The sequence below is a fragment of the Streptococcus sanguinis genome, assembly GCF_050220005.1.
GTDB lineage: Bacteria > Bacillota > Bacilli > Lactobacillales > Streptococcaceae > Streptococcus > Streptococcus sanguinis_Z.
This window is the reverse complement of record NZ_CP071413.1, coordinates 241,667-257,028: the sequence shown is the minus strand read 5'-3', so window position 1 is coordinate 257,028 and position 15,362 is coordinate 241,667. Positions and strand designations below refer to the sequence as shown.

The following is a 15,362-nucleotide window of genomic DNA, read 5'->3' as shown; positions in this document are numbered from 1 at the left end:
ATCTTCCTCCTTGAAAGAGTTGAAAAATGCTCTTTAGGACTTTGGCAATTCCATCAGAACTGACTAGCTGCCTGGCGGATCCAGTCCAATCTTTCTATTTCAAAATCATCTGGTACAGTGCAGTCAGCCCCTAGAATCACTCCCTGACTGCCAGTTTCAGCCAGCAGCCGCTTGGTCTCATTCTCTAATTCTGCACGACTGCCCGTATTTAGAAGAGCTGCTCTGCCATTTTCAAAGCCGCCTAGGACAGCCTGACCGCCAAAGAGCTTGCGCCCTTCCGCTAAGCTGACCCCCTCATGATGAGTTGCCCAGTTAAAGACTTGAGCCGGATAGTCCTTGAACAGTTCCAAATCATTGCTGGCTCCTTCAAAGCCGCAGATATGGAGAATATTCTGGCCACCAGCCGCATTGGCCGCTTCCAGAACCTTAATCGTACTAGGCTCAATATAACGACGATAACTGGCCACATCTACCCGGCCGTCTTGAACTTGCTGGGTACTGAGATAAATTCCCTCAATGCCCGTTTCCTCAATGATGCGTCTAGTCAAAATAGCAATATCACCAGCAATGACATCTAAAATATGTCCTGTCAGCTCGGGATCCTCTGCCAGAAAATCTGCAATTTCTCTATCTCCTCGCGACCCTTCCCGGCGGAACCAGCGCTTGAGATAGGAGACCGGTGCAAAGATATTGTAGAAGGAAGCGAGGTCCTCTGGATAGCTGGCTTTTACAGCCTTAACCATCTCAATCTGCTGCTCAATCCAAGGATGATGCTCACCGATAGACTGAATAGCTGCCAAGTCCCGAATAGACTCAATATGATCCGAATAAAGCGCGCTAGGATACTTAAAGAAGCCATCGCTCATAATCTTGACAAAGTCTGGCCGTGCAGCTCGAACATAAGCAGCATGCCCCTCAACACTTTTATTGAAAATCACTGGATTGTCTAGGCCAAGCATCTTTTCCTCTTGGCTTACAAAGTGAAACCAAAAACCAACAGGCACTCGGTCAACTTCTTCACCCCGAAAAGCTCTCAGCACTAATTCTTTCTTGCTGACCATTGCTTCCTCCTTCTTTGAATTTGTAATATATCTTACCATCCTCTCTTTCTCCTGGGAAATATATTTTCCCTATCAGCTTGATTAAAAATATTTATCAAAGCAAAATAAAAAAGCTAGACTAAGCTAGCTTTTTCAAGGCTTTTCAGACTCTGCTGAACAACCTTATTTTTTGTACCCTTTTTAGGTAAGTATCATATATATTTTCTATAGACGAGATAGGTAATTTTTATCAAAAAACTGCTATTCCAATCTTACTTACCCTTAGCTGCAAAATACTCCCGCACGAGCGGTGCAACCTTGGTGCCAAAGAGTTCGATAGACTGGAGAACCTGCTCATGCGGAAGCGATCCCAACGGCAGATGCAGCATGAAGCGGTCCAGTCCCAGCTCCTCTATCATCTTGATCAATTTCTGAGCGACATTTTCAGGGCTACCGACAAACATGGCCCCCTCTGGTCCTACCTGATCCAGGTATTGCTCATAGGTCATCTCCCGCCAGTGAGGGCGGTCCTTAGAGATAGCGTCCACTACCTGCTTGGTCAGATGGAAGTAAGTCCGGACCGCCTCCTCATTATCCTCCATGACCCAGCCCCAAGAGTGGGCAGCAATCTTCAACTTTTCATCTGAGTGGCCACTTTCCTGCCCAATCCGGCGATACGCATCCAGCAGGGGCTTGAAGCGCTTAGGCTGTCCACCGATAATGGCATACGCAATTGGCAGGCCCTTCTGGGCGACCTTAATGGTCGACTCGACATTGCCCCCCGTCGCTACCCAAACTGGCAATGTTTCTTGCACAGCCCGTGGGTAGACTTCCCGATTGTCAATAGTCTGCGTCAGCTTGCCCTTCCAATTTAGCCGAGTCTCGGCACTGGCATAGAGGAGCAGGTCCAGCTTTTCATCAAAAAGCTCTTCATAATCCTTCAAGTCATAGCCAAAGAGCGGAAAGGACTCGATAAAAGAGCCACGGCCAGCCATGACCTCTGCTCTGCCATTTGACAAAGCATCAATCGTCGCATACTGCTGGTAGACTCGGATAGGATCCAAGCTCGACAGGACACTGACAGCACTGGTCAAGCGAATCTTCTCCGTCTTGATTGCACCAGCCGCCAGCACAATCTCCGGCGCAGAGACGGCAAAATCCTCCCTGTGATGCTCTCCAATACCATACACGTCCAGCCCCACCTTGTCTGCCAGCTCAATCTCTGCTACCAGCTGCCGAATCCGCTCGTCATGAGTATAGGTTTGCCCTGTCCCCTCCAGCGGCGTTGTCTCTCCAAAAGTAGAAATACCTAATTCCACCATGTTTTTGTCCTCCTGATATTTAAGATAAAAATATTTTATCACTAATTAGTGATAAATACAAAAATGATGCTCATCCTATTTGTCCATCTGTATGAAATAGGATGACTGTCGTCAGCATGGCTTTGCCATGGTCGAAAGAGACTTCCAAAGAGCATCGTCACCAAAATACCATACCAAAAGCCCCAGAAAAATCTGAGGCTTAGTATTATTATCAAGATTGGTTAGAAAGCTTATTCTACAGTGACAGACTTAGCCAGATTACGCGGTTTGTCAACATCCAGACCACGGTGCAAGGTTGCAAAGTAAGCAATGAGCTGTGTCGGTACCACCATAGAGATTGGTGACAGGTATGGATGAACCTGATTGAGTACGATATCGTCACCTTCTTTAGCTATATTCTCCTCAGCAATGGTCAGCACCTTGGCACCCCGAGCTACGACTTCTGAAATATTGCCTCGTGTATGACTAGCCAAGACTTCGTCTGAAAGCAGGGCCAAGACTGGTGTCCCGTCTTCAATCAGAGAGATCGTACCGTGTTTGAGCTCACCAGCCGCGAAACCTTCACACTGGATATAAGAAATTTCTTTGAGTTTTAGGCTGGCTTCCATCGCCACATAGTAGTCTTGACCACGGCCGATATAGAATGCATTGCGGGTCGTTTCCAGAAGGCCACGGACCTTATTGTCAATCAACTCCTTTTCTGACAATGTGGACTCAATAGACTGCGCAACTATGGACAGCTCGTGAACCAAGTCAAAGGCTGCCGCTTTTTCAGAAGCATTGGCATCGCCAACAGCTTTAGCCAAGAAAGCCAAGGTTGCGATTTGAGCTGTATAGGCCTTAGTAGAAGCAACCGCAATCTCAGGACCTGCATGCAGCAGCATGGTATGATTGGCTTCCCGAGAAAGCGTAGAACCTGGAACATTGGTCACGGTCAAACTTGGAATACCCATCTGATTCGCCTTGACTAAGACCTGACGGCTGTCAGCTGTTTCACCAGATTGGCTGATAAAGATAAAGAGAGGCTTCTTGCTAAGGAGCGGCATGGCATAGCCCCACTCAGAAGCAATGCCCAGCTCAACAGGTGTATCCGTCAACTCTTCCAGCATACGCTTAGAAGCATAGCCAGCATGGTAAGAAGTTCCAGCTGCAAGGATATAGAGACGGTCAGCTTCCTGAACAGCTTTGACAATATCTGCATCTACTGATACTTGCCCCTTATCATCTGTATAAGCGCTGATTAGCTTACGCATCACAGTTGGCTGCTCATCGATTTCCTTGAGCATATAGTATGGATAAGTTCCCTTACCAATATCGGATAAGTCAAGCTCAGCTGTATAGCTTTCACGCTCCAGAATATTCCCGTCATAATCCTGTACTTCCACACTGTCTTTACGGACAATAACCAGCTCTTGATCATGAATTTCCATAAACTGACTTGTCTCGCGAATCATAGCCATAGCATCTGAGCAGACCATATTGTAACCTTCACCCAGTCCGACTAGAAGAGGAGATTTATTTTTAGCAACATAGATAACATCTGCATCTTCTGAATCCACCAAAGCAAAGGCATAAGAACCACGGATAATGTGGAGAGCTTTTTTAAAGGCTTCTAAAACAGACAAGCATTCTTCTTCAGCGAATTTGCCAATCAGATGCACAGCAATCTCTGTATCTGTCTGCCCCTTGAAGTCATGACCAGCTAGATAATTATTCTTAATATCAAGGTAGTTCTCAATCACACCGTTGTGAACCAAGACAAAACGGCCAGTCTGTGAAGTATGAGGATGGGCATTGTTTTCACTTGGTTTTCCATGAGTAGCCCAACGAGTATGTCCGATACCAGTAGTCCCAGCAACATCAATGCCAATTTTAGCATGTAGGTCAGCGATACGACCGACCGACTTGATCAGACTAGAAGTTTTCCCTGTTGTTACAAAAATTCCAGCCGAGTCATAACCTCGGTATTCCAGCTTTTCCAAGCCCTGCATCAAAATATCTGTTGCGTTGCGATTTCCGACAACTCCGACAATTCCACACATAACATTACTTCTGATTTCTAGCCTTAGAAACCAGCCCTTCTTATTAAAAATTGGTATAGTCTTCTTGGAGTCTAAAAACTCCAACAAAGCTAGTATACACGCAGTTTTTCACTTTGTCAAGCATGAAATTGGTATAGTTTTCTTTAAGAAAAGTATGCTTAGCTTCTCATACCGCAAAATAGCTCCTTGGAGCATTTAGAAAAATGGACAGATGTATCAGAACTGACTTTCTATGGGACTAATAAAAATTAGGGAATAGACCTATACATTCCTATAGCCCTGTCTCAGATAATTCTCGCAAAACAGTGCACAGAAAAAGAGGCTCAAATAAGCCTCTTTCTTTTACTATTGAATTATTTAGCGATTTTCGCGAAGTATTCAAGAGTACGTACAAGTTGTGCAGTGTATGACATTTCGTTGTCGTACCATGATACAACTTTAACCAATTGTTTGCCGTCAACATCAAGAACTTTAGTTTGAGTTGCGTCGAACAATGAACCGTAAGCCATACCTACGATATCTGAAGATACGATTGGATCTTCTGTGTAACCGTATGATTCGTTAGCTGCTGCTTTCATAGCTGCGTTTACTTCATCAACTGTTACGTTCTTTTCAAGAACAGCAACCAATTCAGTAACTGATCCAGTTGGAGTTGGAACGCGTTGTGCAGAACCGTCCAATTTACCATTCAATTCTGGGATAACCAAACCGATAGCTTTAGCAGCACCAGTTGAGTTAGGAACGATGTTTGCAGCACCAGCACGAGCACGACGAAGGTCACCACCACGGTGTGGTCCGTCAAGGATCATTTGGTCACCAGTGTAAGCGTGGATAGTAGTCATCAATCCTTCAACAACACCGAAGTTGTCTTGAAGAGCTTTAGCCATTGGAGCCAAGCAGTTTGTAGTACATGAAGCACCTGAGATAACCGTTTCAGTACCATCAAGAATGTCGTGGTTAGTGTTAAATACAATTGTTTTAACATCGTTTCCACCAGGAGCAGTGATAACAACTTTCTTAGCACCACCTTTAAGGTGTTTTTCAGCAGCATCTTTCTTAGCAAAGAAACCAGTTGCTTCAAGAACGATTTCTACACCGTCAGTTGCCCAGTCAATTTGTTCTGGGTCACGTTCAGCAGAAACTTTAACGAATTTACCGTTAACTTCGAATCCACCTTCTTTAACTTCAACAGTACCATCGAAACGACCTTGAGTTGTGTCGTATTTCAACAGGTGTGCAAGCATTACTGGATCTGTAAGGTCGTTGATGCGAGTAACTTCAACACCTTCTACGTTTTGGATACGACGGAAAGCAAGACGACCGATACGACCGAAACCGTTAATACCAACTTTAACTACCATTCGTGATTTCCTCCTTATGAAAATCAAAAAATTTTATGTGAAAAGAGTAACTTGAGTTGCTACAAATCACCTTTCAACATTTCTATTATATACTTAATTGAGGTAAAATGCAACTGATTTCATTGTTATTAACAAGTATTATGAATTCTTTCACTAACTTTCATTTCGGCTTTCATTGATTTGAAAAAGCAAAGCAGTATCTTTTGAAAATGAAGAAATACAACTTACAAGATAAATCATTTACTCTTTTTATTAAGGGACGGTTCTATATAAATAGAAAAAGCACCCGCAAACGCGAGTGCCAAGGTTTAGCTCAAAGATTAAGCTTCACCTTTGTTTTTCTTAATGATTTCTTCTTGTACTGACTTAGGTACATCTTCGTAGTGGTCGAATACCATCATGAAAGTACCGCGTCCTTGTGATGCTGAACGAAGAACTGTTGCATAACCGAACATTTCAGCAAGTGGCACATAAGCACGAACGATTTGGCTGTTACCATGCGCTTCCATACCATCAACACGTCCACGACGAGCTGTTACGTGACCCATAACGTCACCAAGGTTTTCTTCAGGAACAGTGATTGTTACCAACATCATTGGTTCAAGGATAGCTGGTTGTGCAGTCTTAGCAGCCTCTTTCAAAGCAAGTGATGCAGCAACCTTGAAGGCTGTTTCAGATGAGTCGACATCATGGTATGAACCATCGTAAAGTTTCGCTTTCACGTCAACGATTGGGTAACCAGCAAGGACACCGTTCGCCATTGACTCAACCAAACCTTTTTCTACTGCAGGGATGAATTCGCGTGGAACCACACCACCAACAATAGCATTTTCAAACTCGAAACCTTTTCCTTCTTCGTTTGGTGTAAATTCGATCCAAACGTCACCGAACTGACCTTTACCACCAGATTGGCGTTTGAAGAATCCACGAGCTTGAGTTGGAGCACGGAATGTTTCACGGTAAGATACTTGAGGTGCACCTACGTTAGCTTCAACCTTGAACTCACGACGCATACGGTCAACAAGGACATCCAAGTGAAGCTCACCCATACCAGAGATAACTGTTTCACCAGTTTCAACATTTGTTTCAACACGGAAAGTTGGATCTTCTTCAGCCAGTTTTTGCAGAGCAACACCCATCTTGTCTTGGTCAGCCTTAGACTTAGGCTCAACCATCAATTGGATAACTGGTTCTGGAACATTGATAGACTCAAGGATGATTTTAGCTTTTTCATCTGTCAATGAGTCACCAGTAGTTGTATCTTTCAAACCTACGGCAGCAGCGATATCACCCGCATAAACAGTTTCAATTTCGTTACGGCTATTAGCGTGCATTTGCAGGATACGTCCGATACGCTCACGTTTACCTTTAGAAGTGTTCAATACATATGAACCGCTGTTCAGAACACCTGAGTAAACACGGAAGAAAGTCAAACGACCTACGAATGGGTCAGTCATGATCTTGAAGGCAAGAGCTGCAAATGGCTCTTCATCAGATGCAGGACGAGTTTCTTCTTCTTCTGTATCTGGATTGATACCCTTGATAGCTGGGATGTCAAGCGGGCTTGGAAGGTAGTCGATAACCGCATCAAGCATCAACTGAACACCCTTGTTCTTGAAGGCAGAACCACACAATACTGGGAAGAATTCAACGTTGATAGTCGCTTTGCGGATAGCAGCTTTCAATTCTTCGTTAGTGATTTCTTCACCTTCAAGGTATTTCATCATCAAATCTTCATCAGTTTCAGCAACTGCTTCCACCAATTTTTCACGGTATTCTTGAGCTTGCTCAAGGTATTCAGCTGGGATATCTTCTTCCAAAATATCTGTACCAAGGTCATTAGTATAGATTTCAGCCTTCATCTTGATCAAGTCAATAATTCCGCGGAAGTCATCTTCCGAACCAATTGGCAATTGGATTGGATGAGCGTTTGCTTGAAGACGATCATGCAAAGTGCTTACTGAGTAAAGGAAGTCAGCACCAATCTTGTCCATCTTGTTAGCAAATACGATACGAGGAACTCCGTATTCAGTTGCTTGGCGCCAAACTGTTTCAGTTTGAGGCTCAACACCTGATTGTGAGTCAAGAACGGTTACCGCACCGTCCAAGACACGAAGAGAACGTTGTACTTCGATTGTGAAGTCCACGTGTCCTGGTGTGTCGATGATGTTTACGCGGTGGTTGTTCCATTGAGCTGTTGTCGCAGCAGATGTGATAGTGATACCACGCTCTTGCTCTTGCTCCATCCAGTCCATTTGTGACGCACCTTCGTGAGTTTCACCGATTTTGTGGATTTTACCAGTGTAGTAAAGAATACGCTCAGTTGTTGTTGTTTTACCAGCATCGACGTGGGCCATGATACCGATATTACGAGTTTTTTCAAGTGAAAATTCGCGAGCCATTTGGTTATTTCTCCTATTAATTTATTTTACAATTTATTATAACATGATTTAGCAAAAACGGATAGGCAGGACCTACCCGTTCTCAATGTTTATCTTGTTTTTGTTGGTCTCAACTTGTAGATAAGTTGAATTGACCTCGGGCTAAAAGCTCGGCAAATAGATAAGCTTTCCTAGAATCTTTGATTCTGCGTCAAGCTTCCTAATTTTCAGTCGCTTTTTTAACGCCCTTAGTATCTTATTCTTACCAACGGAAGTGTGCGAAGGCACGGTTAGCTTCTGCCATACGGTGAGTGTCTTCACGTTTCTTAACAGCTGCACCGGTGTTGTTAGATGCATCCAAGATTTCTTTTGCAAGGCGGTCAACCATTGTGTGCTCACCACGTTGACGAGCAATCGTTACCAACCAGCGAAGTCCAAGTGTTGTACGGCGTTCTGGACGAACTTCAACCGGAACTTGGTAGTTTGAACCACCGACACGGCGAGCACGAACTTCAAGTACAGGCATGATATTTTCCATAGCTGTTTCAAATACTTCCAGCGCATCGTTTCCAGTTGCTTCTTTGATTTGGTCAAAAGCTCCGTAAACGATAGAAGCCGCTGTACCACGCTTACCATCAAGCATAACGCGGTTGATAAGACGAGTAACTAATTTTGAATTGTAAAGCGGATCTGGCAATACTTCGCGCTTAGGCGCTTGGTTTTTACGACTCATTTATCTTTCTCCCCTTTCCTTATGCTTTTGGTTTTTTAGTACCGTATTTAGAACGGCCTTGTTTACGATCAGTAACACCTGCTGTATCAAGTGCACCGCGGACGATATGGTAACGTACCCCTGGAAGGTCTTTTACACGTCCACCACGAAGAAGCACTACGCTGTGCTCTTGCAGGTTGTGTCCGATCCCTGGGATGTAAGCTGTAACTTCAATCAGGTTGCTCAGACGTACACGGGCAAATTTACGAAGGGCAGAGTTCGGTTTCTTAGGTGTCATAGTTCCGACACGGGTTGCAACTCCACGTTTTTGTGGTGAAGATACGTTTGTTTGAACTTTTTTATGGCTGTTGTAACCAACGTTCAAAGCTGGTGATTTAGATTTTTCTACTTTTGATTTACGCGGTTTGCGAACCAATTGGTTAATTGTAGGCATCTACATTCTCCTGTATTTTTTTAATTTTGGTGATGATACACTTGGTGACAGCTATCATCTGCGTGTACTTTTGCAACATTTGTCAGCACGTCTCTGTACACTTTTGAGAGACCAAAAGTAAAAAGTACCGTCTATCATTATAGCACGACGATACTTTTCTGTCAATACATTTTTTCTATTTTAAGCTTATCTCTGCTTATTAGATTGCTGCTAACTTATTGCTGCGGCTGAGCCACTGCTTCTTCTGATACAGCAGCTGGATTTTCAGAAACAGCTGCCTGAGCCCCTTCTGGGTCAATCAAGACTGCTATCGCCTGAATACGGCTTTGGAATCTAGCCTTCGTCGCTGCATCTTTGACCTTCTCTGCTGCAGTCTTAGCTAACTGCAAATCTTCCAAAGTTTGCATGGTTTCAAGTTGTTTAACCGCTTCTTCTGCGGCCTGAACTGCTTGCTCCTCTTCCTGAATTTCTTTTTCCTGCGCTTCTTTTTGAGCAGAAGATAGCTGTAAGGAAGAGCTGCTTGATGCGATGCTGGCAGCTGAACTAACTGAATTTCTGGTGGAATTAGCCTGTCCCTGTACAAAAACCATGCCGGTAATCAGAATCCCAAATAAAATCGACAATACTCCTAAACGAATCCACAGCGGACTGTGGTCAAACTTTTCTAAAACTGTTTTCATCTATAATCTCCGCCCTTTTCCCTAATCAAAAATATTTCCAATTTCCACATCAATGGTATTCGCCTTGACATCAATATTGGTTACTTTCAAGAGCGATTTATAGTCCAGATAATCGCGGTTGGCTTGTGCGTTGTCCGCAAAGACAGCTACACCTGCCAGCTCAGAGTCGAACTCTGATAAGAGGCTAATCATCCCTGTAATGGTCCCCCCGCCTTTGAGGAAGTCATCTACAATCAAGACGCGGCTGCCGGCCTTGAGACTGCGCTTGGACAAGAACATCTTTTCAATACGATCTCCGCTGGAGCCCGATACATAGTTGACACTAACCGTTGATCCTTCTGTAATCTTTAAATCCCGACGAACGATGACAAAAGGTACATTGAGAACATTGGCTACTGCATTGGCCAAAGGAACACCCTTAGTCGCAACTGTCATTACTGCATCAATCTGTTGATCTTTAAAGCTTTTGGCAATGATCCGTCCGATATTATTCAGAATGGATGGAGTACTGAGCAGATCAGATAGGTAAATGTAGCCCCCAGGAAGAATCCGATTGCTTTCAGACAGCTGATCACAAAGACCTTGTACAATGGTCTTAGCTTCTGTATCTGAGATGGACGGGCTAAAAATGACTCCTCCACCTGCACCAGTAATCGTTTCAATGGTCCCAATTTCAATCTCTTCAAAGGCTCGCTTAATAATGACAATATCTTCTGAAATAGAAGATTTGGCAGATTCGTATTTTTCTGCAAATGTATTTAAGCTCGTTAATTCATAAGGATGGTTAATCAAATAATTAGAAATAACCACCATACGCTCACTTCTTCTTAATTTCATTTTTTCACCAATTAAAGTTATTTTATTCATTATACCATAACAGAAATAAAAAAACGAACATTCTTTTCCAAGTAATGTCCATTTTTCGTATTTTACTGTTCAAGTTTTGGTTTGTAGAAAGAACGGCCTTCAAGAGCGAATATTTTATTGCTCATTTCACCTGGATCTACAAGTCCCAAGGCAGCAGTCATCATCATCATCTCCGCATCCAGATTATCAATCATATGCAGAATTTCTGCCTCCATAATCTTAGGCCGGACAGGACTGCCGTATTCCAAGAGACCGTGGTGACTGAGAAGCACATGCCGCAGGACGATAACCTCTTCCTTGCTATCATCAATTTTCAGCTCCATCAAGGTCTTGGTCAATTCTTCATCAATCAAAGCAATGTGGCCAATCAGATTGCCCCGCACGGTGTACTCTGTATTTTCCGGACCGCTGAGCTCAATAACCTTGGCCAAGTCATGAAGCATGATCCCAGCAAAGAGCAAGCTTTTATTAAGCTGAGGATAAATGTCTCCGATAGCATCTGCCAGCTTGACCATAGTAGCGGTATGAAAGGCTAGGCCAGACTCAAAAGCATGGTGATTGGTCTTGGCAGCTGGATAAGAATAAAACTCCTTGTCGTACTTGCTATAAAGCGAGCGGACCACGCGCTGCCAGACCGAATTCTCAATCTTGAAAATCATCTGAGATAAATAGTCTCGGATTTCTTTCTGGTCTACTGGCGGTTTTTCCTTGAAATCCGCTGGATCATTGGGCTCTCCAGCTTTAGGAAGGCGCAGGGTCAACTGATTTACCTGGGGTGTGTTATTGTAGACTTCCCGTCGGCCTTGCATGTGCACAACCTTGCCAGCAGTGAATTCTTCAACATTATGTGGCTGAGCATCCCAGAGTTTGCCCTCAATCACTCCTGTATCGTCTTGGAAAGTGAAAGCCAGATAATTTTTCCCAGCCCTTGTCTGACGGACTTCTGCTGACTTGATCAGATAGAAACCTTCAAACAGTTCATCTTTTTTCATTTGATTAATCTTCATTGTTTTCCCTTTCTTCTGAAAAATCAAGTAAGTTCAAATCGAGGTCTTGGTCAGACAGCTCAATATGGCGTAAGGTTCTTTCGATAGCTCCTGTCCTACGAGTCAAGAGTTCATCAATGTTACCCGAAGCATGCTGTAAATGTTTCTGAGCCTTGGTCAGAATTCCACCGAACTTGTTAAACTCGGATTTGACAGAACCCAGAACCTTGCTGATATCGTCGGCACTTTTTTGTATATTGAGCGTTTTAAAACCGACAGACAGTGAATTGAGCAAGGCAGATAGGGTAGATGGCCCCGCTACCACAATCTGCTCCTCCCGTCGCAAACTGTCAAAAAAGGCTGGATTGCGGACAACTTCCGAATAGAGACCTTCCGTTGGCAGAAACATAATTCCAAAATTAGTCGTAGCCGGCGGCGCCAGATATTTACTCTTAATATCCTTGGCAAAGCGTTTAACACTTGCCAAGAGAGACTTGCGATAGAGCTCAATCTCTTCCTTGCTGCCAGACTCATAAGCATCTTCCAAACGGTAGTAATCGGCCAGAGGAAACTTAGAATCAATGGGCAGATAGACATATTCATGCTCCGTCTGTCCTGGCAGTTTAATGGCATATTCGACACGCTCGCTGGAGCCGGCCACCGTCACAAACTCTCGCTCATACTGACTGGCCGTCATGATATCCTCGATAATCTGGCCTAGCTGCAGCTCCCCTAGAATCCCTCGTGTCTTGGTGTTGGAAAGAACCTTGTTCAGCGTGCCGACATCTCGAGCAACACTCTGCATTTCTCCCAGACCGCGATTAACAGACTCCAACTGCTTAGAGACCGTTTCAAAAGAAGTCTGAAGACGAGTCTGAAGTGTTTTTTCCAGTTTCTCTTCAACAGTCTGCCGCATCTGCTCTAGACGGGTTTCATTGGACTCTTGGATCTGCCGCATACGCTCGTCAGTTTTATCCCGATTCTTGGTCAGGTTGTCACTGATTTCCAAGCGCAGCTCTGTCAAGTTGCGGTGCAAATCTGTCCTGACCTCGCTCAAACGGTCTCCCAGAGCTAATTCCAGCTCTTTCTGAGCCGTTTGCTTTTTCTGGCTTTCTTGCTCCAAGCGATAGTCCAACTGATCCGATAGATGATCTGCCTGATTTTCCAAGACTTGCTTTAGCGTCTCAGTCTGCTGACTAAGCTTTTGCCATAAAAGAAAGGTCAGCACTAGGTTTCCCAAAAGAATGAGGATGATTATAAACTCCATATCAGCTCCTGTCTTTGCTGTAAATGACGACTGTATAGCCGCTATCAAAGTCCAAATAAATGGGCCTATCTATAAATTCGTTAGAAGCATACACTTTTTTGAAAAAAAAGTTATCTTTATTGAGCGGATATTTGGCGCCCTCAATCGTTAAGGTAGCATCATCCGATGGCAGAAAGGCTAGATAACACATGCCAGGTACTGGTTTGATTTCATGGCGCCCCTTGGGAACATAGGTCAAAAGATTCTGTTCGTCTTCCAGAAAAATCTTCTCCATATAAGGTGCAATTTTTTCATTACTGGGTAGGAAAACATTGGCCAAGGCATGATCCAGACGGCCGCCAAAGGCTCCGAAAATGGTCAGAGAAGCATCTGGATACCGCTCAAAACAAGCTAGAACAGCTAATTCCAAATCTGTATCATCCTTTTCAGGATGGGCCTGAACGACTTCTTTGGCACTATCTTTTATGCGCAGCAATTCTTCCTTACTCACAGAGTCAAAATCTCCAACAGCCAAGTCAGGACAAACTCCCTGCTCAAGCAGAAAGAGGCTTCCACGATCTACTCCGACTAAAAGATCAAAATCTAAACTAAAATGCTCCAGGTTCCCGCCAGCAAACAGTGCAACCTTAGTCATGCAGGGCATCCCGTAAGGTCTGAACTTGATGATTGACATCACCTTTGAAGACATAGCTGCCAGCTACAAAGACATTGGCACCAGCTTCTTTAGCAATCCCAATAGTCTTATTATCAATACCGCCATCCACTTCAATATCAAAATTCAGCTGATTGACTTCGCGCAAGACAACCAATTCACGAATCTTATCCATAGTTTCTGGCAGAAAGGCCTGGCCGCCAAAGCCTGGATTAACTGTCATCACAAGGACTTGATCAACCAAATTCAAAACGTTTTTGACTGCTTCAACTGGTGTTCCTGGATTAATCACAACACTAGGCTTGACTCCCACTGCCCGAATCTTCTGCAGCGCTCCGTGGATATGAGGTGTCGCTTCGGCATGGATGCTGATAATATCTGCACCGGCACGAGCGAATTCTTCGATATGGTGCTCAGGATTGGAGACCATCAGATGGCAGTCAAAGACTAGCTTGCTGTGAGGACGCATACTGGCAACAACCCCAGCTCCAAAGCTGATATTTGGTACAAAATGACCATCCATAATATCAATATGGGCATACTCAGCACCTGTCGCTTCTAACTTCTTCAATTCTGCTTCAAAATTAGCATAGTCCGCACTTAAAATTGAAGGGGCGATTTTGAATGATGTCATAGTTCTTCTCCTTATTTAGAATTTTTTTTGGCAACTTTTTTATAGGTTTCCCGACGATTCTCAATCTCGCTGAGAAACTGCAGGTAATTATCAAAGCGGAATGACGCTATCTGGCCGGACTCGACTGCTGACTTAACGGCACAAGCTGGCTCGTGAGTATGAGTGCAAGTACGAAACTTACAGGACTGGCTAAACTCAGCAATCTCTGGAAAAGCTTGATTGAGATCTTCAGCTGTGCTCACCTCGTAATCCAAAGACGAAAATCCTGGCGTATCAGCAATCTTCCCACCATTTAGATTGTAAAAGCTGACAGCTCTTGTCGTATGACGGCCACGGCCCAGACTTTCAGAAATCTCTCCTGTTTCCAGCTGCAAGTCCGGGGCAATCTTATTGAGTAAAGTGGACTTTCCAACCCCAGTCTGTCCCATGAAAACTGTGATTTTCCCTGTCAGCAGCGGCAACAACTCCTCAGTGGTTTTAACGACCTCATAGCCGATGGACTGATAGATCTGTACATAGAAATCCAAGCTCTGCTCATCTTCAAGCAGGTCTAACTTGCTGATGTAGATAATAGGATGAATCTGTTTATGCTCTAAAAGTACCAGAAAGCGATCTAACAGATTGGCATTGAAATCTGGCTCTTTCGCGCTCATGATTACAACTGCCTGGTCGATATTAACAATCGGCGGCCGCACGAGACTGTTTTTACGCTCTGCTATTTTTAAAATATAGCCTTCCGAGTCTTTTTCTGCTGAAAATTCGACTTCATCACCGACATAGGGTGTCTGCCCTTTTTTGCGAAAATTACCCCGCGCTCTGGTTTGATAAACCTGTCCGTCCGACTCTACATAATAAAAGCCAGCTAGAGACTTAATGATTTTTCCTTGCAAGATTGCTCCTTAAAAGTTAATACACTCATTATAACAAAAAATGCGAGATTTAGCTTGCTTGTTTTGCATAGAAG

Annotated in this window: 14 protein-coding genes; all 14 read right to left on the bottom strand. The window is 44.0% G+C overall.

Annotated elements, in window-relative coordinates; genetic code table 11:
- Positions 1–53 precede the first annotated feature (53 nt).
- The 14 genes from J1C86_RS01365 to rsgA all read right to left on the bottom strand — a co-directional run bounded on the left by J1C86_RS01365 (position 54) and on the right by rsgA (position 15,288).
- Positions 54–1,100 (bottom strand): uroporphyrinogen decarboxylase family protein, encoded by a 1,047-nt coding sequence (locus tag J1C86_RS01365; RefSeq protein WP_125409000.1) that lies wholly within the window; start codon positions 1,098–1,100, stop codon positions 54–56.
- Positions 1,101–1,312: 212 nt separating this feature from the next.
- Complete coding sequence (locus tag J1C86_RS01360) at positions 1,313–2,362, bottom strand: LLM class flavin-dependent oxidoreductase (RefSeq protein WP_125408998.1); 1,050 nt, start codon at positions 2,360–2,362, stop codon at positions 1,313–1,315.
- A gap of 230 nt (positions 2,363–2,592) precedes the next feature.
- Positions 2,593–4,404 (bottom strand): glutamine--fructose-6-phosphate transaminase (isomerizing), encoded by a 1,812-nt coding sequence (glmS, locus tag J1C86_RS01355; protein WP_125408996.1) that lies wholly within the window; start codon positions 4,402–4,404, stop codon positions 2,593–2,595.
- 353 nt (positions 4,405–4,757) lie between these two features.
- Positions 4,758–5,765, bottom strand: coding sequence for a type I glyceraldehyde-3-phosphate dehydrogenase (gap, locus tag J1C86_RS01350; protein ID WP_002899102.1), 1,008 nt, complete (start codon positions 5,763–5,765; stop codon positions 4,758–4,760).
- A 320-nt stretch (positions 5,766–6,085) separates the two neighbouring features.
- Complete coding sequence (fusA, locus tag J1C86_RS01345; protein ID WP_002905422.1) at positions 6,086–8,167, bottom strand: elongation factor G; 2,082 nt, start codon at positions 8,165–8,167, stop codon at positions 6,086–6,088.
- A gap of 241 nt (positions 8,168–8,408) precedes the next feature.
- Complete coding sequence (rpsG, locus tag J1C86_RS01340) at positions 8,409–8,879, bottom strand: 30S ribosomal protein S7 (protein WP_002893865.1); 471 nt, start codon at positions 8,877–8,879, stop codon at positions 8,409–8,411.
- Between the two features lie 19 nt (positions 8,880–8,898).
- Positions 8,899–9,312, bottom strand: a complete 414-nt coding sequence (gene rpsL, locus J1C86_RS01335; protein WP_002893867.1) for a 30S ribosomal protein S12 — start codon at positions 9,310–9,312, stop codon at positions 8,899–8,901.
- A gap of 215 nt (positions 9,313–9,527) precedes the next feature.
- Positions 9,528–9,992, bottom strand: a complete 465-nt coding sequence (locus tag J1C86_RS01330; RefSeq protein WP_011837558.1) for a hypothetical protein — start codon at positions 9,990–9,992, stop codon at positions 9,528–9,530.
- Between the two features lie 21 nt (positions 9,993–10,013).
- Positions 10,014–10,829, bottom strand: a complete 816-nt coding sequence (purR, locus tag J1C86_RS01325) for a pur operon repressor (protein WP_032905583.1) — start codon at positions 10,827–10,829, stop codon at positions 10,014–10,016.
- 92 nt (positions 10,830–10,921) lie between these two features.
- Positions 10,922–11,866, bottom strand: a complete 945-nt coding sequence (locus J1C86_RS01320; RefSeq protein WP_002893873.1) for a 3'-5' exoribonuclease YhaM family protein — start codon at positions 11,864–11,866, stop codon at positions 10,922–10,924.
- Positions 11,856–13,112, bottom strand: coding sequence for a DNA recombination protein RmuC (rmuC, locus tag J1C86_RS01315; RefSeq protein WP_011837560.1), 1,257 nt, complete (start codon positions 13,110–13,112; stop codon positions 11,856–11,858). The genes J1C86_RS01320 and rmuC overlap by 11 nt, the downstream gene beginning before the upstream one ends.
- A gap of 1 nt (position 13,113) precedes the next feature.
- Positions 13,114–13,746, bottom strand: coding sequence for a thiamine diphosphokinase (locus tag J1C86_RS01310; protein WP_185755792.1), 633 nt, complete (start codon positions 13,744–13,746; stop codon positions 13,114–13,116).
- Positions 13,739–14,398: a ribulose-phosphate 3-epimerase gene (gene rpe / locus J1C86_RS01305; RefSeq protein WP_125407544.1), complete on the bottom strand. Its 660-nt coding sequence runs from the start codon at positions 14,396–14,398 to the stop codon at positions 13,739–13,741. Before rpe ends, J1C86_RS01310 begins: the two co-directional genes overlap by 8 nt.
- An 11-nt stretch (positions 14,399–14,409) precedes the next feature.
- Positions 14,410–15,288 (bottom strand): ribosome small subunit-dependent GTPase A, encoded by an 879-nt coding sequence (gene rsgA / locus J1C86_RS01300; protein WP_125407542.1) that lies wholly within the window; start codon positions 15,286–15,288, stop codon positions 14,410–14,412.
- Positions 15,289–15,362: the final 74 nt, after the last annotated feature.